20 protein-coding genes and 1 pseudogene are annotated in these 19683 nt (G+C 44.5%); 14 read left to right on the forward strand and 7 right to left on the reverse strand.

Going from position 1 to position 19683, the window contains the following annotated elements; genetic code table 11:
• Positions 1–5: 5 nt before the first annotated feature.
• Positions 6–878: an NAD(P)-dependent oxidoreductase gene (locus tag MHB72_RS08475; RefSeq protein ID WP_216920478.1), complete on the forward strand. Its 873-nt coding sequence runs from the start codon at positions 6–8 to the stop codon at positions 876–878.
• A 44-nt stretch (positions 879–922) separates the two neighbouring features.
• Here the strand turns inward: MHB72_RS08475 and MHB72_RS08480 are convergent, their stop codons facing one another.
• A complete protein-coding gene (locus MHB72_RS08480; protein WP_050820756.1) occupies positions 923–1684 on the reverse strand; it encodes a CAP domain-containing protein in 762 nt (253 codons plus the stop codon).
• Positions 1685–2032: 348 nt separating this feature from the next.
• Between MHB72_RS08480 and MHB72_RS08485 the strand changes: the two genes are divergently transcribed.
• Together MHB72_RS08485 and MHB72_RS08490 are read left to right on the forward strand one after the other, a co-directional pair.
• Positions 2033–4141 (forward strand): peptidoglycan D,D-transpeptidase FtsI family protein, encoded by a 2109-nt coding sequence (locus MHB72_RS08485; RefSeq protein WP_144497590.1) that lies wholly within the window; start codon positions 2033–2035, stop codon positions 4139–4141.
• Between the two features lie 160 nt (positions 4142–4301).
• Positions 4302–6110 (forward strand): PAS domain-containing protein, encoded by a 1809-nt coding sequence (locus tag MHB72_RS08490; protein WP_216920481.1) that lies wholly within the window; start codon positions 4302–4304, stop codon positions 6108–6110.
• Here the strand turns inward: MHB72_RS08490 and MHB72_RS08495 are convergent.
• A pseudogene (locus MHB72_RS08495) lies at positions 6088–7310 on the reverse strand (aminotransferase A). The gene MHB72_RS08490 and the pseudogene MHB72_RS08495 overlap by 23 nt on opposite strands.
• 191 nt (positions 7311–7501) lie before the next feature.
• Entirely contained in the window at positions 7502–7660 is a 159-nt protein-coding gene (locus MHB72_RS08500) for a hypothetical protein (RefSeq protein ID WP_165583461.1), read from the reverse strand.
• Between the two features lie 171 nt (positions 7661–7831).
• Between MHB72_RS08500 and MHB72_RS08505 the strand changes: the two genes are divergently transcribed.
• The 3 genes from MHB72_RS08505 to MHB72_RS08515 all read left to right on the forward strand — a co-directional run bounded on the left by MHB72_RS08505 (position 7832) and on the right by MHB72_RS08515 (position 10763).
• A complete protein-coding gene (locus MHB72_RS08505; protein WP_020451188.1) occupies positions 7832–8356 on the forward strand; it encodes an RDD family protein in 525 nt (174 codons plus the stop codon).
• A 96-nt stretch (positions 8357–8452) separates the two neighbouring features.
• A complete protein-coding gene (locus tag MHB72_RS08510; protein WP_020451189.1) occupies positions 8453–9772 on the forward strand; it encodes an MFS transporter in 1320 nt (439 codons plus the stop codon).
• 73 nt (positions 9773–9845) lie between these two features.
• Complete coding sequence (locus MHB72_RS08515; protein ID WP_020451190.1) at positions 9846–10763, forward strand: chemotaxis protein; 918 nt, start codon at positions 9846–9848, stop codon at positions 10761–10763.
• Positions 10764–10791: 28 nt separating this feature from the next.
• Here MHB72_RS08515 and MHB72_RS08520 read toward each other — a convergent pair whose 3' ends face one another.
• The 4 genes from MHB72_RS08520 to MHB72_RS08535 all read right to left on the reverse strand — a co-directional run bounded on the left by MHB72_RS08520 (position 10792) and on the right by MHB72_RS08535 (position 14317).
• Positions 10792–11253, reverse strand: a complete 462-nt coding sequence (locus MHB72_RS08520; RefSeq protein WP_020451191.1) for a YkyB family protein — start codon at positions 11251–11253, stop codon at positions 10792–10794.
• Between the two features lie 141 nt (positions 11254–11394).
• Positions 11395–12696 carry an MFS transporter gene (locus MHB72_RS08525; protein WP_020451192.1) on the reverse strand — a complete coding sequence of 434 codons (1302 nt, stop codon included), beginning with the start codon at positions 12694–12696 and terminating at the stop codon, positions 11395–11397.
• An 88-nt stretch (positions 12697–12784) separates the two neighbouring features.
• Positions 12785–13282, reverse strand: a complete 498-nt coding sequence (locus MHB72_RS08530) for a L,D-transpeptidase family protein (RefSeq protein WP_020451193.1) — start codon at positions 13280–13282, stop codon at positions 12785–12787.
• A 177-nt stretch (positions 13283–13459) separates the two neighbouring features.
• On the reverse strand, positions 13460–14317 hold the full coding sequence (locus MHB72_RS08535; RefSeq protein ID WP_216920482.1) for a metallophosphoesterase: 858 nt from the start codon (positions 14315–14317) through the stop codon (positions 13460–13462).
• A gap of 146 nt (positions 14318–14463) precedes the next feature.
• Here MHB72_RS08535 and fadH point away from each other — a divergent pair, with 146 nt between their 5' ends.
• The 8 genes from fadH (at position 14464) to cbpB (ending at position 19633) form a co-directional block, all read left to right on the forward strand.
• Positions 14464–15228: a 2,4-dienoyl-CoA reductase gene (gene fadH / locus MHB72_RS08540; protein ID WP_075753081.1), complete on the forward strand. Its 765-nt coding sequence runs from the start codon at positions 14464–14466 to the stop codon at positions 15226–15228.
• A gap of 68 nt (positions 15229–15296) precedes the next feature.
• A complete protein-coding gene (locus MHB72_RS08545) occupies positions 15297–16517 on the forward strand; it encodes an EAL domain-containing protein (protein ID WP_095290375.1) in 1221 nt (406 codons plus the stop codon).
• 109 nt (positions 16518–16626) lie between these two features.
• The gene (locus MHB72_RS08550; protein ID WP_216920484.1) at positions 16627–17253 is read left to right on the forward strand and encodes a DUF3993 domain-containing protein; all 627 of its coding nucleotides are present in this window, start codon (positions 16627–16629) and stop codon (positions 17251–17253) included.
• A 458-nt stretch (positions 17254–17711) separates the two neighbouring features.
• Positions 17712–17954, forward strand: coding sequence for a YkuJ family protein (locus MHB72_RS08555; RefSeq protein ID WP_003181299.1), 243 nt, complete (start codon positions 17712–17714; stop codon positions 17952–17954).
• Positions 17955–17965: 11 nt separating this feature from the next.
• Positions 17966–18115 (forward strand): hypothetical protein, encoded by a 150-nt coding sequence (locus MHB72_RS08560; RefSeq protein WP_020451198.1) that lies wholly within the window; start codon positions 17966–17968, stop codon positions 18113–18115.
• 57 nt (positions 18116–18172) lie between these two features.
• Positions 18173–18691 (forward strand): ribonuclease H-like YkuK family protein, encoded by a 519-nt coding sequence (locus MHB72_RS08565; protein ID WP_020451199.1) that lies wholly within the window; start codon positions 18173–18175, stop codon positions 18689–18691.
• Positions 18692–18829: 138 nt separating this feature from the next.
• The gene (gene abbA / locus MHB72_RS08570; RefSeq protein ID WP_003181305.1) at positions 18830–19009 is read left to right on the forward strand and encodes an antirepressor AbbA; all 180 of its coding nucleotides are present in this window, start codon (positions 18830–18832) and stop codon (positions 19007–19009) included.
• 180 nt (positions 19010–19189) lie between these two features.
• Positions 19190–19633 carry a cyclic-di-AMP-binding protein CbpB gene (gene cbpB, locus MHB72_RS08575; RefSeq protein ID WP_020451200.1) on the forward strand — a complete coding sequence of 148 codons (444 nt, stop codon included), beginning with the start codon at positions 19190–19192 and terminating at the stop codon, positions 19631–19633.
• The last annotated feature ends 50 nt before the right edge of the window (positions 19634–19683 follow it).

The raw sequence follows: 19683 nt of genomic DNA on the forward strand, positions 1-19683 counted from the left end.
ACATCATGAAAAAAACGATCGGATTTATCGGACTCGGTGTAATGGGAAACAGCATGGCCTCGCATATTTTAGCTGCAGGCTATCCCGTCAGCGCCTATACGAGAACAAAACAGAAAGCGGACAGCCTCGTGGAAAAAGGGGCGGAATGGAAATCATCCGTCAAAGCACTGGCGCAGTCGTCTGATGTGATCATCACAATGGTCGGCTACCCAAAAGACGTTGAAGAAGTTTACTTTGGAAGCGAAGGCATTATTGAAAATGCCAAAACAGGTTCTTACCTCATCGATATGACGACTTCCAAGCCTTCTCTCGCCAAACAAATCGAGGCTGCTGCAAAAGAGAGAGGACTTTACGCTTTAGATGCTCCGGTTTCAGGCGGGGACGTCGGCGCGAGAAACGGCACGCTCGCCATTATGGTCGGAGGAGAACGGAAAGCCTTTGATGAATGCTACCCGATCTTTTCGATCATGGGTGAAAACATTCAATATCAGGGGCCGGCCGGAAGCGGGCAGCATACGAAAATGTGCAACCAGATTGCGATTGCTGCAGGTATGATCGGCGTTGCAGAAGCGATGGCCTACGCCAAAAAATCCGGACTCGATCCCGATAATGTGTTAAAAAGCATTACGACCGGTGCTGCGGGAAGCTGGTCCCTCTCAAATCTCGCGCCTAGAATGCTGAAAGGCGACTTTGAACCGGGCTTTTACGTCAAACACTTTGTTAAAGACATGGGCATCGCGCTAGAAGAAGCGGAGTTGATGGGCGAGAAAATGCCGGGGCTCGAGCTTGCTAAAAGCCTTTACGACATCCTTGTGGAAAAAGGCGAAGAAAACAGCGGCACCCAAAGTGTGTACAAGCTTTGGACAGAATATAAATAACGAAAAAAACCACTTGCTCAATGCAAGTGGTTTTTTGCTGGTTCTTATTTTCCGATGAACTGCTGAGTCCAGTAGTTGCCGTCTTTCACATATCCAACACCGATATGCGTGAAGTTAGGGTTCATAATGTTTTTTCTGTGACCTTCACTGTTCATCCAAGCTTTGACAACTTCCTGAGGCGTTTTTTGGCCTTTCGCGATGTTTTCTCCGGCAGTGCGGTATGTGATGCCGAATTTCTTCATCATGTCAAATGGAGAACCGTAAGTCGGGCTGTTGTGATCAAAGTAATTGTTATCTTTCATATCTTGAGATTTCGTGCGGGCAACCTTGCTCAGTTTTTCATCCAAAGTAAGAGGTTTTAGTCCTTGTTTCTTTCTTTCCGCATTCGTCAGCTCAACAACTTCTTTTTCATACGCGCTTACAGAAGAAGATGAAGGCGCTGTATTTTGCTTTTGCTGTGAAGTCTGCTCTTTTGAAGCCGCAGGCTTTGAAGCTTCCTGTTTTTGAGTCTGCGTGCTTTCAGGCTTTGAAGCTTTAGGCGCAGAAGACTTCGGTGCAGAAGCTTTAGGCTGTTGAGTGGCTTGTTTCTTATAAGAATGAAGCAGGGACTGAATTTTTTCCTGGTCAGCTTTAGAAAGCTGGTTCATGTTTTGGATATTCAGTTTGCCTTTGAGATCAGTTACATTTATGGAATGAACGGTTTTGACTTGTACTTGCTGCTGCTCTTTAGCGTCAGCGTGTTGAACGCCGCTGAATGTGAAGAGCGTTGCTGCAGCTGCTGCTGATAAAAGAAAAGCTTTTTTCATAAACAGTAATCCTCCTAAATGTTGTAGTTGTTGTTGTTTCGTACACTAGAATCATAACACGGCTTTTTTGAAATAATAGATCCATATATTCCCTTTGACAAGGTATTATTGTTAATTTTGACATAAAAAAAGAAAAACCCTTTGCTGCCAATATGCAACCAGATCGCTCTTTTACGCGTCTTGTCATAAACGTGGTAAAATTTAAATGTGTTAGCTAAATTTTAATATAAAAAGAGATTGACAGCTTTTTTAAAAACTTTAGATTGTAACAACCATTACAAAAGTGTTACAATATATCTCAGTTAATTAATGTAAAAATTGAATATTGTGAGAGGAGAGAGAGTTTCAGTGACAGAATCTCAACATGATCCGGCTGAAATCAAAAAGAGCAGGCGTTCGCGTTTATGGCGGATCAACCTGTACTTCTTTGCGGTGTTCACTTTGTTCGCTGCGCTGATTGTCAAGCTGGGCCTCGTGCAAATCGTCAATGGAGAGGCGTATGAGCAGGAAGCTTCGAAAACCGAGGCGAAAATTGCGTCATACCCGGCGCCGCGGGGTAAAATGTATGACAGATACGGGCGGGTGGTTGTCGACAACCAAAGCGTTCCTGCGATCACATATACGATGATGACAAGCACAAAAACGGAGGAAAAAATCAGCACAGCCAAAAAACTCGCAGAATTGATCGATATCGATACTTCGTTTCTGAAAGAAAGAGATTTGAAAGATTACTGGCTTGCCAGACATCCGAAAAAAGCTGCTGCACTTCTGAAAGACGGCGAGAAAACCCTCAAGTCTGATCAAACATACAAGCTGCAGGTTGACCGCGTTCCGGCAGAAGAGATCAAAGCGCTGGAAAAGGACAAAGACGAGCTTAAAGTCGCCGCGATTTTCAGAAGGTTTTCAGGCGGCTATGCGTATGAGCCGCAGATCGTCAAAGCGATGAGCCCGAAAACCGAGGGGAAAAACGATGCGCAGCTCCTTGATGAGAAGGCTTCAAAACAGATGCCGGCCAACGATTTAACGTATGAGGAAGTCTCACGCGTTTCCGAGCATCTTGAAGAGCTTCCCGGCGTTGACGTCATCATGGACTGGACCAGGAAATATCCTTATGAAAAAACGCTCTACTCCATTTTCGGAGGCGTCACAACGCCTGAGCAAGGGCTCATCAAGGACCGGGAAGACTTCTACCTGACAAGGGGATATGCCCGGAATGACAGAGTGGGAAAAAGCTATCTCGAGTATCAATATGAAGAATATTTAAATCCGAAAAAAGCGAAAGTGCAATATACAGAAAACCGCTCAGGCAAGGTCATCAGCCAGGAAACGGTTGATGAAGGAAGACGCGGCTACGATCTGCAGCTGACATTCGACATGGAGCTCCAAAAGAAAGTCGAAGAAGCTATCGAAGAGGAGCTTAATAAATTCCGCGGCTCAAACTACATGCTGGACAGAGCGTTCGTCGTCATGATGGATCCGAATAACGGAGATATCCTGTCCATGGCCGGAAAGCGAATCATCGACGGCAAAATCACCGACTATTCAATCGGCGCGTTTACGACCCAGTACGAAATGGGATCGGCAGTTAAAGGTGCGACCGTGCTTGCCGGCTATCAGGACGGCATGCCGCATGGGCAGAGATATTTAGATCATGAGCTGAGCTTCGCAGGGCCTGTTACAAAAGGCTCCTACAGAGGAAACACCATCGGCTGGGCTGATGAGGTTAGAGCGTTGGAAAAAAGTTCAAACGTTTATATGTTTTATGTAGCTATGAGAATGGCAGGGATCACGTATAAACCTGGCGGCTCCCTTCCGGCAAACCTCGAAGACTTAAATAAAATGAGGTATTATTTCAATCAATTTGGCCTTGGGGTAAAAACAGGCATCGACTTGCCGCAAGAGTCGGCCGGGATGCAGACAAACCCAAAAATAGTCGGGGGTCTTCTTCTTGATGAAGCGATCGGCCAGTTTGACACGTATACGCCTTTGCAGCTCGCCCAATATGTTTCAACGATTGCCAACGGCGGATACAGGTTACAGCCGAGAGTCGTAAAAAGCATTCACCAGCCTGAAAGTGAAAAACTCGGTTCAGTCATTGAAGAGCGCTCTGCCAACGTTTTGAATCGTATCAACAATTCCCAAAGCGACATCGCTATCGTTAAGCAAGGATTTAAAAGAGTAACCCAGACGGGAACTGCAGCCGGCGCATTCGGTTCGCTTGACGTATCAGGCAAAACCGGAACGGCACAGACGCACTACTACGGCACAAACCGAAACTGGTGGGGGAGAGGTACTTATAATATCACCTTTGCCGGCTATTATCCGTCAGAAAATCCGCAGGTCGCCTTCAGCGTTGTCGTCCCGTCTGTTGACGACAAAACGAAGATGAACAAAAACATCGCCGCCAAAATCGTCAAAGCCTATGTCGATCTGCAAAAAAAATACAGCAAGGATTAGACAAAAAAGAACACGGATTTTTTCCGGGTTCTTTTTTTGTTATCAAAATTTGACGAATGCTAGAAGTTTTGAAGGAGATTTCTCGCATTTTAGCGAATCCTTTTAAGCAAAATAGTTTTAATGAATGCTGGTCATGAATAGGGTATAAAGGAGGGATATGATGGAACAAAAAACAAAACGTTTTGAGCAATATAAGCCCCATATGAATTTACAGGCAGTCCTGTCAGCTAACGGCCGTTTTATATACATATCTGCAAATTGCAAAGAACTCTTAAGCTACCAGCAGAATGAACTGATCGGTACGTATTTGAAGGACTATTTACACGAAGACGATCTTTTTCTGGTAGAAAGCTATTTTTACAATGAGCATCATTTGCTGCCTTGCACCTTCAGATTTGTGAAAAAAGACTACACGATGATCTGGATCGAAGCATCGATCGATTTCGTGACGACCCATGTTGGAGAAAAAGAACGCGAGATTGTACTCAAAATGAAAGTGTTTGAAGACCGTCCCTCTAAGAAAAGCAGCTCCATAAAAGAGGAAGACACACCGGAAGAAGCTGCCAGGCTGCCGGCAAAAGAGGAATTCGAAGCCATGGTGGAAGGCTTGCCAAACCCTCTGTGCATCAGCGTTCAAGGGGAAATAGTCTACGTCAATGACGCCATGGTCAACCTGCTCGGAGCCGAGCACAAACGGCAAATTATCGGAAAGTATTCCTACGATTTTATCGAGAAAGAGTACCATGACATCGTCAAAAACCGTATCAAGCGGATGCAGCAGGGACTTGATGTCGGAATGATCGAGCAAACTTGGCATAAGCTCGACGGCACGCAGATTCACCTCGAAGTCAAGGCGGCACCGACCATTTATCAAAAACAGAAAGCGGAGCTGCTCCTGCTCATTGACATTTCATCGAGGAAGAAATTCCAGACCATTTTGCAAAAAAGCAGGGAGCGCTATCAGCTCTTGATTCAAAACTCAATCGATACGATAGCCGTTATTCATAAAGGTAGATGGGTCTTTATGAATGAATCAGGCATTCGTCTGTTTGAAGCAAAGACGTATGAGGATTTAATCGGCAAAGATATTTATGAACATCTGCATCCGTGCGATCACGAAGATGTCAAAGCGAGGCTGGAACGGATTACAGACCGAAAATCCGAATCTGAAATCATAAAGCAGACGTGGTATACATTTGAAAAAAGGCTCATCTATACAGAAATGGTTTGCATCCCTACGACATTTTTCGGGGAAACGGCCGTTCAGGTGATTTTAAGGGATATTTCTGAACGCAAGCAGACCGAAGAGCTGATGGTCCGTTCGGAAAAACTGTCGATCGCCGGACAGCTTGCAGCCGGGATCGCCCACGAAATCCGCAATCCGCTCACCGCGATTAAAGGGTTTTTACAGCTGATGAAGCCCACGATGGAAGAAAATGAACATTATTTTAATATTATCTTTTCCGAATTAAGCAGAATCGAACTGATCTTGAGCGAGCTTCTCATGCTGGCAAAGCCGCAGCAAAACGCATTGAAAGAAAAGCTAGATCTGATCAGGCTGATCCGCGAAGTGACGGCTCTTTTAGAAACGCAGGCCAACTTAAACGGCATTTTGATCAATACGATCCTCCCGGACAATATCTATATTAAAGGGGACCAAAATCAATTAAAGCAAGTGTTTATCAACCTGATCAAAAACGCCGTCGAATCCATGCCGAACGGCGGTACGGTCCATTTGACCGTCAGAGAAACCGATGATTCGGTCATCGTCGAGGTGGAGGACGAAGGAGAAGGGATACCTGAACATGTCATGAAGCGAATCGGCGAGCCGTTTTTGACGACGAAGGAAAAAGGAACAGGCCTCGGTTTGATGGTCACCTTCAATATCATCGAAAATCACAACGGAACAATCGAAGTCGACAGCAAAGCAGAAAAAGGCACGACATTTAAGATTTCATTCCCAAAATAAAATAAAAAACAACGGCGTAAAAGCCGTTGTTTACGTAGTCTGTATCGATTGCCTCTTATTGAAAACAAAGGACTCCAGCCGGTCAAGACCTTCCCTTAGCGTATCAGGAGAATATGCGTAAGAGATCCTCACATAGCCTTCCCCGTATTCAGAAAACGAGCTGCCCGGCACGATCGCAAGCCCCTCTTCCTCAAGAAGCGACATGCAGAAATCAAAGGAAGACATTCCAAATGATTTGATGGACGGGAAAATGTAGAATGCTCCCGACGGTTTAATCACATCGAGGCCCATTGTCACAAGTCTGTCGTACACGTAGTCAAGCCGTTTTTTATATTGCTCGCGCATGATCAGCGCGTCATCAAACCCGTTGGTGACGGCTTCTAGAGCCGCTTTTTGAGAGATCGATGAAGCGCATGATACGTTGTATTGATGGACTTTTAAAATATGTTTGGCGATTTCCTTCGGCGCGAACAAAAATCCGATTCTCCAGCCTGTCATGCTGTGGGATTTGGAAAGTCCGCCGATGACGATCGTCTGGTCCCTTAACACAGACGCGATGGAGTGGTGCGGTCTGTCAAAAGTGAGTTCGCTGTATATTTCATCCGAAAGCACAAAGACGTTTCGACCTTTTAAAAGGGAGGCGATGTCCTTCAGCTCTTCTTCGGACAGCGTCATTCCCGTCGGATTTGACGGATAAGGAAGAACAACACATTTTGTCTTCGGCGTCAGCGCTTCCTCGATCAATTTTGCTGTCAGCTTAAAGCCGTGAGACGTGGTGTCAATGATCAATGGAGACGCTCCGCACATTTTGATGATCGGCTCGTATCCGGGGTATACCGGCCCCGGAAGAATGACTTCATCGCCAGGTGATAAAATCGTGCGGAATGCCGAATCGATGGCCTGGCTGGCTCCGGTCGTCACAATGATCTCGCTTTCCGCTTCATAATTTAAATCGGCTTTTTTCTTCATATAAAGCTGTACAGCCTGCCTCAGTTCGGGATATCCGGCGTTGTGAGTGTAAGATGTTTGATTCTCATCTATCGCTTTTTTGGCGGCCTGTTTGACATGGTGGGGGGTGAAGAAATCAGGCTGGCCGATTGTTAAAGAGATTACGTTTTCGTACTGGGATACAAGGTTTGAGAACTTGCGGATCCCTGAGATTTCGATTTCTTTTACATTTGGATTAAGCAAATGTTCCATTTAGCATCACCTTAAAAATGTTATGGTTTATCTTATTTTACCATCATCAGACCAATTGTCATCTTTTAATCAATCAATTTTATAAAAACTCGTAACAAGTATATGCAAAACAATGCAAGGTATGCGGACATGCGGATGGCAGCAGATAGAAAAATAAGACAATCAAACGATTGTCTTACGTTATATTTCGTTTAGTAGCCGTAATCGAAGTCAACATCTTCTTTCCACGAAATATATATTTGTTCTTCACTGTCTGAAGCATCCTTGAGCATTTCTGTGTAAACGGCACGGCTGACCCCTTCTAAAATGGTCATTTCATGATTTTTAATCGTTACAATTGTTCCCATCATAAACACCTTTCCTGAAAAATCCTTGACCATTGTAACACGATAAATGTCAAAGTCAATGAAAAACTTGTGAGCCGTACATTAATTTAACTTTAAAAAAACGTGATACGTATTGATAATATTCAGCGAATCTTAGTAGTATATAGAAGTCAAGATGTTAGGAGGAAAAGCACATTGGAATTGGAATTAGACAAACACGAAACTGCTCCTGAAAGGAGCGAGTATGCCGGAATCGGCGCGCGTTTTGTAGCTTCCCTGCTCGACGGATTGATTCTCGGGATTCCCGCATATATTTTCACGTACGTTTTAACAGCGGCGTTGATGTTGGGAAATTCGGATATCATGCTCATGATGGAGACTGATCCCGAGTATTTGAGCGATCAGGAAATCTTTACGTTTATCATCAGCATGTTCAAAACCATAGCGATCGTTGGAAGTATTACTTTTATTGTTTATTTTCTTTATTACACGCTGATGGAATCATCCAAATGGCAAGGGACGCTCGGCAAGAAAATCATGAACGTTCAGGTGGCGAAAGCAGAAGGCGGAAGAATCTCTTTCGGCCGTGCGGCCGGAAGGTTTCTGGCCAAAAGCTTTCTTTCTCCGATTTTGTTGGTCGGCTACATTATGGCCTTTTTCACAGAAAGGCGCCAGGCGCTTCATGATATGTTGGCAGGAACCATTGTCGTAAAAAAATAACGGGTAAAAGACAGCACGCTTTCAGCATGAATGCGTGCTGTCTTGTTCAGGAAAATGTTTCACGGCAGGAATAAAAATAAGGAGGCATCAATCCAGATGGATACTCAGCCGGAACGTGAACAAGCTGTAAAGCGGGCGCAAAGAACGGGAATCAAACTCTTTTTGACGTTGCCGATTCTATCTTGGGCGTTATACGATTTTGCAAACACGATTTTTTCATCAAACATTGTGACGATCTTTTTTCCTTTTTATTTGCAGGAGGCAGTCGGCGAAAACGCCAGCATGAATCAGGTGGCAAGCACTTTTATCTCCTATTCGAACGCAGCCGCAAGCTTCCTGCTCGTCATTTTCACGCCTTTATTCGGGGTGTTGATTGACCGGACGGGCAGAAAGAAAAAATACATCGGTCTGTTTACGATGATTTGTGTTTTGTGCACCATCTTAATGGGGGTTTTTGCGGGCGCTTCGTTTCAGAAGGACATATACGGGCTTCCGTTATCTTTGATCCTTGTTGTTGTCATGTTTGTGACCGCAAAGTTTTTCTATCATTCAAGCTTGGTGTTTTATGATACGATTTTGGCTGATTTGGGTACAAAAGAAGAAATTCCTCTCTTATCAGGATTCGGGATTGCGATCGGATATATCGGTACTTTGGCCGGCTTAACGGTTTACCTTCTGGTCGGGAACCAGGATTTTCACCGTGCTTTCATCCCGTCGGCTCTCTTGTTTTTACTTTTTTCACTTCCGTATTTGCTCTTCACGAAAGAGAAAAGAAAACCGGAACCGAAAGAAAAAAAATCGTTTTTCAGCGGATACAGGGAAATCGTGCAGACGTTCAAGGACATTCGCCTGTACAAACCGGTCTTCTTGTTCATGATCGCCTACTTTTTCCTGAATGATGCGCTTGCTACAGCAATAGCCATGATGGCGGTTTATTCAAAAACGGTCATCGGTTTTACGACCGGTCAATTTGTATTACTTTACCTTGTTTCAACGGTCTCAAGCATCATCGGTTCATTTTTGCTCGGCTTTGTAACAAAAAAGATCGGCGCTAAACACGCAGTCAGTCTTGTCGCCGCCATTATGATCACCGCTTTGACGATTGGAGCATGCACGACGTCAACAGTCTTGTTTTGGATTGCGGGAAGCCTTTTCGGTATCTCGCTTGGAGGCACATGGGTCGCATCAAGGACACTGATTATCGAACTGACGCCCGAGCATAAAAGAGGCGAATTTTTCGGATTGTTTGCTTTGTCGGGGAAAATCTCTTCCATTTTCGGTCCGGTCCTGTACGGATCGATTACTTTGCTGTTCAGGGATTTAGGGAACATGGCCAGCAGAATGGCTTTCGGATCTTTAGTGTTATTGGCAGCGATCGGCCTGATCATTCATCAAAATGTTAAGGCAAAAGCTTAACCCAGAGCATCAACTTTTAACAAAAGACGCCGATATAAAAAGTAAACACAAAGTAGGATAGAGAGGGATATCAGTGTCTTCAAACCAACAGGAAATTTTATTAAGTTCGGGAACCAATGAATTAGAAATCGTGAAGTTCGAAGTTGGTCTCAACATTTTCGGCATAAATGTCATGAAAGTCAGAGAAATCATTCAGCCGGTTGACATTACGAAAGTGCCTCATTCGCACAAGCATATGGAGGGCATGATCACATTGCGCGGGGAAATTCTTCCCGTCATTGATTTATTCTCTTTCTTCGGCGTCGAACACGGTGAGGACGAGCATCAAGAAAAATACATTGTGACGGAATTCAACAAGCGGAAAATCGTCTTTCACACTGGATCGGTTTCGCAGATTCACCGGGTGTCGTGGGAAGAAATCGAGAAGCCGACCGCTTTAAATCAAGGAATGGACCGTCACCTTACCGGCATCATTAAGCTCGACGGCACAATGATTTTCCTGCCTGATTACGAAAAAATCATTTTTGATCTTGAGTCTGAGTCAGGTACGGACCCTTATCAAATGAAAGATGAAAAATTTGATCAGAGACGGACTGACAAAAAGCTGATGATTGTCGAAGACTCTCCGCTCCTCTTGCGGCTTTTGGTGGAAAAGCTGAATGAAGCAGGGTATAACAACATCGTGTCTTTTGAAAACGGAAAAGAGGCTTACGAACATGTGCTTCAATTGATGGAAGACGGCACAGCCCTTCACGAAAAAGTCGATCTCATGATCACGGATATTGAAATGCCGCAGATGGATGGACACCGGCTCACAAAGCTGTTAAAAGATAACCCGCTGAGTTCGGAGCTGCCGATCTTGATTTTCTCTTCTTTGATTACAGACGATCTTCGCCATAAAGGGGAACAAGTCGGAGCTGACGAACAAATCAGCAAGCCAGAGCTCAACGAACTGATCGAAAAGCTTGATAAATATATTTTCAAGAACTAAAAAAAGCCTCTTTTCGAGGCTTTTTTTATTAAAAATAGCTTTCGCCAAGCTTCTTGAAGACGGGCTTTGAGGCAGGGCGCTTCCGGTTTGTGACGAGCGGTTTTTCCTTAATTCCCGTGTAGTTTTGAAGAAGCTGTTTCGCTATATTCAAGGACATATGAGCTTTAGGGTTCCGATACGAATGATTTAATGTACCTAAGTGTGGAAGGCTTGCGAAGTCTTCTTTTGTTGGAGGCATGTGAAAAAAGTAGTCTCCGAGAGAAATCAGCACATCTGACTGCTGCTGGCTGAATCTTGGATTTTTCGAAAAGTGAAGGCCTACCTTTTTACCCTTTCCTTCATTAAGCAGCTTTTGCAAAGCTTTCTTTTTCAGAAGATACAGGTATTTGGGATTAGTCGCGGTTTTTGCATGGCGATTAACTGTATAAATCGCTTTTGAAAGGTTTTCAACTGTCGGTTTTAATTCTTTCGTATGATTATGGTCGTCCATTTTTTCTCTCCTATCCATTCGTTTCTAGATCACCTCCTAAAGTTGCAAGGCTTATGTCTAAATTATACGAAATAGAACAGAAAATGCAAATATCTCATAGAAAAAACGCGCGATTTTTTAAGGAATCGCGCGTTTTCATCTTTATAAAACAGAGTTCATTTTCGCTTTTGTATTTTTTTGTCTCTTCAGCGCCGCTTGAACGTCGATTTCCGCGTTCTCGGCGCTTAATTTAGGCAGGACGATAAAATAGTACATCGCCGCCAGCAGAATAATGCCCGCCAAACCGTAATATATATAATCCACATCGGCGATGATTCCCGGGAATAGAACAGCGATCACGCCAAGCGCTGAGGATTGCGCCATCATTGTCAGCGGATCGGTCCACCCGCTGACTCTTCCCATCAGCCTTGGGTGGACGATTTTGGGAATCCAGCCGCCAAGCGCTGTGTTGATCGGTCCGATGCATATTCCGGCAAGAAACGCAGCCGAGTAATATACGGGCAATTGATCTGTAAAGCCAAGCAAAATGATAAAGGCACCCGCAATAAAAATCGGGACTGACATCATGTATGCCGGCTTCACTTTTTTTTCAAGCAGAGCGGCGACGGCAATCCCTGTCAAAAGTCCGATACCCAGTACGATTGTAAAGAGGGATGTGTGCCACTCATAACTGTCAGGGGACAGCTCATACTTCATTTTAAACATCGGCAGAACCGAAAGTCCCCCGCTGACAAGTCCGAAGATAAAATATCCGAATACGAGAGAGGCAAGCAATTTATTTTTTAATATATAAACGATGCCTTCCTTAAAATCGTGCATCGAATCTTTGACGGTCATGTTTTTCCAGCCTTTTTGCCCGTTCGGCTGCCGCGCTTCTAGCGGAATATCGCAGGAACGGATTAAAAAGCCGGATACGATAAAGCTCACAAAATCAAGAGCGATAGCACCATGAAGGCCGATCGTCTTGTACATAAAAGCTCCAATTCCTACGCCGAACAATAGAAACAGGCTGAAAAGCATCTGGTTCAGTCCGGCTGCCTTTGCATACTGATCCTTTCTTAAAATGGCCTGGACCAAACTTGCTTCGGCCGGGTAGAAAAATTTTGTAACCGCGCTTCTGATAAATAGAACTAAAAACACAAGCGGTATGATCTGAAGATACAGTACAAAGAAAAGAACGACAGTCAATCCCGCTCTGATCCAATCACAGTTTTCCGCGACTTTCTTGCGGTCAAAACGGTCAGCGACCACCCCGACGATAAAGAATACAAAAACCGTCGGCAAGGAATACATCAGCTCGGCGATTGTAGTGTAGGCCGGCTGGCTGCTGAAACGGTCGAGCAAGAAAAAAGCGAAAGCCATGTTTCCGACTGTCGTTCCCATTTGAGAAGCGAAAGCTGCGAAAAAAAGTCGGACGAAATTACGATTTTTAAAAAGATCCATATATACGCTCCTTACCCTAAAGGTCCCATTATATCTTAATACAAGATGTTGTATTGTTCAAATTGCATTTGTCTGGAAATGTACTGGTCTAAGGTGTAATGGACACTCGGGTTCCGTTGGGTACGATAGAAGCAAGTTCCAGAACATCCTGATTGTGCATGCGGATACATCCCCTTGAAACAGCTTTGCCAATTGACGCCGGGTTATTCGTGCCATGGATGCCGTAGTGCTGTTTTGAGAGGCTCAGCCAGTAGGCGCCGAACGGGCCGCCTGGATTTGGCTGCCGGTTGACAATGACAAATTCGCCTCTCGGCGTCTGTGTGAGGATTTTTCCGACGGCAATCGGATATGTTTTTACAAGTCTGTTTTGCTCATATAATCTGAGCGTTCTCCCGCTGAGAGACACGACAATCCGGTAAGGGATTGTGTCCGGGTTTCTAATGCCGGGAATGATAATCGATTGGCCTGCGGACACTTGGCCGCCGTTTAAGCCCGGATTCGCCTGCAGCAAAGCCTGCCGGGTCATTCTGAAATCGGCGGCGATGCTTTCCAGAGTTTCTCCAGATTTTACTTGGTACATCAGCAATAATCAGCACATCTCCTTTTCAAAACGAAAAGAGAGCCTTTTCCGCTGCTAATATATAGACGGAAAGAGGCTGGGGAAGTTTCGTTTTTTTAATGAGGATTGGATGAAATGAGCGGGAATGCTTTTACTTAATGTATGCAGATGCCTTTCATTTTGAGCCAAAAGGCCGGTTAAGGATTAAGTGGATTTAAGCTGGAACACGGTGATTTCAGGCTTTGACAAAAAGCGGAGCGGCAGCCTGGTCGTGCCGATTCCTCGATTGACATAGATTTTCATTCCAGCTGTTTCATACATCCCTTCCGTATAAATTTCTCCGTACGGAGGCGTGATTAAAGGACCAAATACGGGAATCTGAATTTGTCCGCCGTGGGTGTGTCCGGATATTTGCAAATTGACGGGGTATTGTTTTGCCGTTAAAGCAGCGTCTGGCTCATGGACGAGCAAAATCGAGAAGGCTTTTTTACTCAGTTTTGACAGGATGCCTTCATAGTCGGGGCTGCCGAGCATCAAATCATCGAGTGACGCGATCTCTATTACGCTTCCGTCTATCAATTCAAGCTTCATGAAGTCGTTTCGCAGCACCTGAAAACCGGCCGATGCCATGAGCGTCTGATAGACTTTTGTTCCATAGCCGCCGTGATCATGGTTTCCGAATATGGCAAGCTTTCCATAGGGGGCTGAAAGCTTTTTTAAGGCGTTGACAGCATGCTCGTGTTCCCGGTAGCGATGCGGTTTATCTATTAAATCCCCGCTGAATACGATAAGGTCCGGGGAAAGGGCGTTCACTTGGCTGACAACATTTGAAAGCTCGTCTGCTGTAAAGTATTCGCTTAAGTGGGTGTCGCTGAATTGAACGATCCGAAAGTGGTCAAACCCTTTAGGAATGAGACGATGCCGAATGGGAATCAAGTTTGTTTCAAGCATGTGCGGCTCGAGATAGCGCGCATAGCCCAAGCCGCCGGCAGCGGTAAAGAGCCCTGCTGCAGCAAGGCCTAAGAAGCCTTTTAAAAATTGTCTTCTGGACGGATTTTTCATAAGCAACCAACCTTTAATAGAATCTCTACATTATATCATCCAGAAAAGCCATTTTAGGACAGTCCGCGTGTTTTGTTAATTTTTTTTAACTTATATGATAAACTATGAATTGAATGAATACTCATTCATAAACAAGGGGGATGGATATGGACAGAAAAGTTGTAATCGTGACCGGCGGGTCGAGCGGAATGGGAAAAGCGATCGCCAAAAAGCAAGCCGAAGAAGGCTGGAATGTGATGATTACAGGCAGAACGCAAGAAACGCTTGAAGCGGCCAAAGAAGAAATTGAAACATTTGCGGGGCAGGTGGCTATATGCCGGATGGATGTCAGGTCTGTTGAAGATGTGGAACAGATGATCACAGAGACGGCAGGACGCTTTGGTACGATCGACGCTTTGGTTAACAATGCCGCAGGGAACTTTATCTGCCCTGCTGAAAAACTGTCGGTCAACGGCTGGAAGGCGGTCATCGATATCGTGCTGAACGGCACATTTTATTGCAGCCAGGCAGCCGGCCGCTACTGGATCAAGGAAAAAAAACGTGGCCAGATTTTAAATATGGTCGCGACATATGCATGGGGCGCGGGTGCCGGTGTCGTTCATTCCGCGGCGGCAAAAGCAGGTGTCCTGTCGCTGACGAGGACGCTTGCCGTCGAGTGGGGAAGTGCATACGGGATCAGGTGCAATGCCATCGCGCCCGGTCCGATCGAGAGGACGGGCGGTGCCGAAAAATTGTTTGAATCGGAAGAAGCCGCGCACGCGACAATCAAAAGCGTTCCGCTCAACAGGCTGGGAACCCCTGAAGAAATCGCGGGACTCGCCGCATTTTTGCTTTCTGAACAGGCGGGATATGTCAACGGGGAGTGTGTGACGATGGACGGCGGCCAATGGCTGAATCCCCGTCCGTTTTAAGATTTCAAATTCAAAGGTGCGGGCCGGTATGGTATAATCAGACAAAGATTAGAAGCAGGTGATATGCCATGTTGGATCCACTCGATATTTTAACGAACATTGAAGATGTTATTCCATACTATCAGCCGATCTTCAGTGCTGAAGAACAAAAGGTGATCGGCTATGAAGTGCTGGGGCGTATCAAGGTAGAATCTGAAGTGAAGAGTCTCGGGCCGTTTTTTTCTGATCCGACAATTCCTGAAGAATACAAGAAAGAGGTTGATCTCAAGGTGATCCGCCAGGCGCTTGATCATTTTTTGGAGAGCGGGCGCGACCTGCTCATCTTCGTCAATCAAGATGCAAATGTGCTGATGATGGATCACGGTGAATCGTTCCTCGACCTGTTGATGGAATATCAGGATAAAGGGCTCGAGCTCAACCGTTTCGTTATCGAAATCACGGAGCAAAAGTTTGAAGGGGATATTGAACAGCTGCATCATTTGCTGACCTACTACCGTACATACGGAATTAAAGTCGCTGTTGATAATATCGGAAAGGAAAGCAGCAACCTCGACAGAATCGCTCTTCTTTCCCCGGATCTGTTAAAGATCGACCTTCAGCCGCTCAAGCTGTCTTCTCCTTCGCCATCCTATGAATATGTGCTTTACAGCATATCGCTCCTTGCCAGAAAAATCGGCGCCGCATTGCTTTACGAGGATATTGAGGCGAGCTTTCAGCTGCAATACGCATGGAGAAACGGAGGCCGGTATTTTCAGGGGCAGTATCTTGAACTGCCGAAGGATGAATTTATCGAACGGAATGTATTAAAGGACCGGCTGCATGCCGAGTTTCACCAATTTATCACACATGAGAAGAAGAAGCTAACCATTTTGTACGACCACTCTGAGCAGTTTTACAAACGGATTCATCAGCTTGTCACATCGCTAAAGAAAACAGCTCAGTCAGACGATGAGTTTCTCTTCAATCTCGGAAAAGAACTGACCGATTGCAGCTTTAGAATTTACATGTGCGATGAAGACGGGATTCAGCTGACGAAAAACGTGTTTAAACATGACGGAGCATGGATATTTCAGCCTGAGTACATCGGCAAAAACTGGAGCTGGCGCCCTTATTTTCTCGAGAATATCATGAGGATGAGAACGATGAGAAAAGGGTTTTTCAGCGATTTGTACAGCGATATCGAAACGGGGGAAATGATCAGAACATTTTCCTATCCGATGGATGAAGAATTGTATCTGTTCATTGACCTGTCCTACTCATATTTATACGAACAAGACGGATTAATTTAAGCGGCGGCCTTTCGCCGCTTTTTCTTTTCGAAAAAATGAATCCCGAGAGGTTTGTTTTGCGTATATAAAGGAAAATGTGAATATATATGATAAAAAAGGGGCGGATCATATGAAGAACGTTTGGTCATCCTTACTGTGCGGACTATTGACTGCGGCTTTTGTATTCCTCTGTGCGGATTTTGCCGAAGCCGGAGAAAAACCGACAAGAGCGTCGTTATTTGAGACCCTTCAATCCGTATCCGACGTCCATTTTCAGCTGACCGAAAAGGAAAGAACGAAAACAGACATGTTATCCCTCTTGGAACCTTATATGGAACACGCCATGGCAGCGAAGTACGTGGAGGCGAACGCCTTTCCCGAACAAGCGGGGTGGATTTTTTACGGGACAGACGCGCCGGAAGTGGCAATCCCTTTCTTCAGCTATGATGAAAACACAAAAGTGGCGGTGAAAGACGGAAACTATACCGTATACGAATGTGTTGGAGATCAAGACCGCGGTCCTGTTTCATATCAAAAAAATTATCAGACGGTGACGCTAAAGAATATCGGCGGCAGCTTCAAAGTAACGGCTATCGGCCAATCTGATACAAAACCGGCTGGAGAAGACATGATGGCCGAACAACCGGACGAGAAAGAAACAAACTCGAATTTTGCGGATAACAAGGAAGAAGATCACGCTGTATTCCCGCTGTTTGTCATCGATGTTAACTGGACATTGGCCGAACTTTTCAGCTAGAAAAAGAATTTTTAAAAAATTCATTGACAATGATACTGATAATCATTATCATTTAATTATAGAGAGATGAACCTCTCTGTTCCCCAACCCCTCTATCAGATCAAGATTTTAAAAAACTTGGCGCTGCCCCCGCCAAGTTTTTTATTTGCGTGGAATCCCGCATTGCAAATGGCTGCGGGATTTTTGGGCTTTAGGTGTGGGACAGGAATAAGACAATCCTGTTGCCCCATAAATCTAAATTGGTGGTTAAAATAGGCTCCTCTGCAGTCAAAAAAATATTTTTCATGTATGACATGAAAAAAGAAAACTCAAACTATGAAAAGCGGTTTTTCTTTTTCATGATCAGAAACGAAAAATGTCATCGGCTGATACTTTGTGGTATGATGCGTGTAGAACTTGTATTATAATTAATACTTGTTGATCCTGAAGTTGTTTTTTTGAAAGGAGTCTTTTTTAGAATGTCACAATTAATGGGTATCATCACGAGACTGCAGAGCCTGCAGGAGACTGCGGAGGCTGCCGGAGAACCGACGCAGCGCAATTTTGAAGTAAACGGAGAAAAAATTTGCAGCGTAAAATATTTTGAAAAAAACCAAACATTTGAGCTGACAGTTTATCAAAAAGGCGATAAGCCTACCACATTTCCGTTTGACAACATCGATATGATTTCAATCGAAATCTTTGAACTGCTTCAGCAATAGGAGGATATGGCATGAAAGCTTTTCCAAGCGTTATTTGTCCGAATTGCAAAACAACCGAGCATATGGATCAAGTGCTGACAGCCCAGTCCAATCAGAATGTAATTTACAGATGTGACAGCTGCGGGTTCAGCTTGAAAAATATACCGACCAAAAAAGGATAGCAGACAGACGAATCGTTCCATCTTCGGTGCAGATCAAAAATGAAAAGGGGCATTCCAATGGCTGATTCTTTTCTTTTTTATAATCTTTCTGAAGATCAAATGACATTTCCTGAAGTGATCGGGAGACTGAAGGCGTTCATACGCCAAGATCCGCGGGCAAGCTATCTGCTGTCCGTCGGAACAGACTCGCAAATCCATCAGAACTGCACAAAGTTTATCACGGCTATCCATTTGCACCGCAAGGGCAAAGGAGCGTGGGGCTGTCTGAAAAACACGGTTGTCAACAGACCGATACATAGCCTCAGGGAGAAAATATCGCTTGAAACAGCTTACAGCCAAGAGATTGCCGCATATCTTTTAAATGATTACTTTAATGAAATTATGGATCTGCTTCTTCCGTTTACAGACGAGGGAGCAGATTTAACCCTTGAAGTTCATTTGGATATCGGAAAAAAAGGAATGACAAAGGATTTAATCCAGGAAATGACGGGCCGGATCACCTCCATGGGAATCTGTGCCAAAATTAAACCTGACTCCTATACAGCTTCAAGCTATGCAAACCGGTACACAAAATAATTGTTTGAAAGAAAATCGAACATATGTCGAAATGTGCGGTTGACGTTTGAATTGCAATTTCATATTCTAGCCCTATAGAAACTAGAGAGAACATATTGTTTCTGACTCTAGCTAAATCAATTAGGGGGCTGGTTAAGAATGGAACGCTTTTCAGAAGAAGAGAGAAAACTGTTGCTGAACGTACTTTTGGACCATGAGTATGCCGTAGAGCTACTAAGCAGTGAGATCAATGATATAGAAACGGGTACAAAAAATGTGGATAGCCTGACATATAAAAAACTGGTTACCTTATACGACCGTGTCCGGTCTGAAAATTAGGTCAGATTATATCAATTGATACTCATTAGAGTATCTTTTTTGTTTCCTAAAAGGATATGGAATGATAAACTGACCTTGGAAGAAAGGAAAGTTTTCGACAAATATTGATATCGTTTATATTATTGTAGTATAGGGAAAATATGCGTTGATGGATTAAAGCTGAAAAGGAGTCGAAAAATCATGATTAGTATGCAATCAGATGAACTTCTTGAAACGACAGTAGGTCAGTTTATGATCGATGCTGATAAAGTAGCCCATGTTCAAGTCGGAAATAATCTGGAACATGCCCTTCTCGTGTTGACGAAAACCGGATATACCGCGATCCCTGTACTTGATGCTTCTTTCCGTTTGCACGGATTAATCGGAACGAATATGATCATGGATAAAATCTTCGGCTTGGAACGAATCGAATTTGAGAAGCTTGACAAGATTCATGTTGAAGAAGTCATGCTGACAGACATCCCACGCTTGAAAATTGACGACCCGATCTTAAAAGGATTCGGACTGGTCATCAACAACGCGTTTGTATGTGTCGAAAATGAAGAGCAGGTTTTCGAAGGCATATTTACAAGGCGTGTCGTGTTAAAACAGCTGAATAAGCATTTGAGAACGTTGAATAAATAGGCGCGGCAGCGGCCTATTTTTTATTTGCAGCGCTCCACCAAACCCTCCGC

The organism is Bacillus sp. FSL K6-1284 (assembly GCF_038002625.1).
Lineage (GTDB): Bacteria > Bacillota > Bacilli > Bacillales > Bacillaceae > Bacillus > Bacillus paralicheniformis.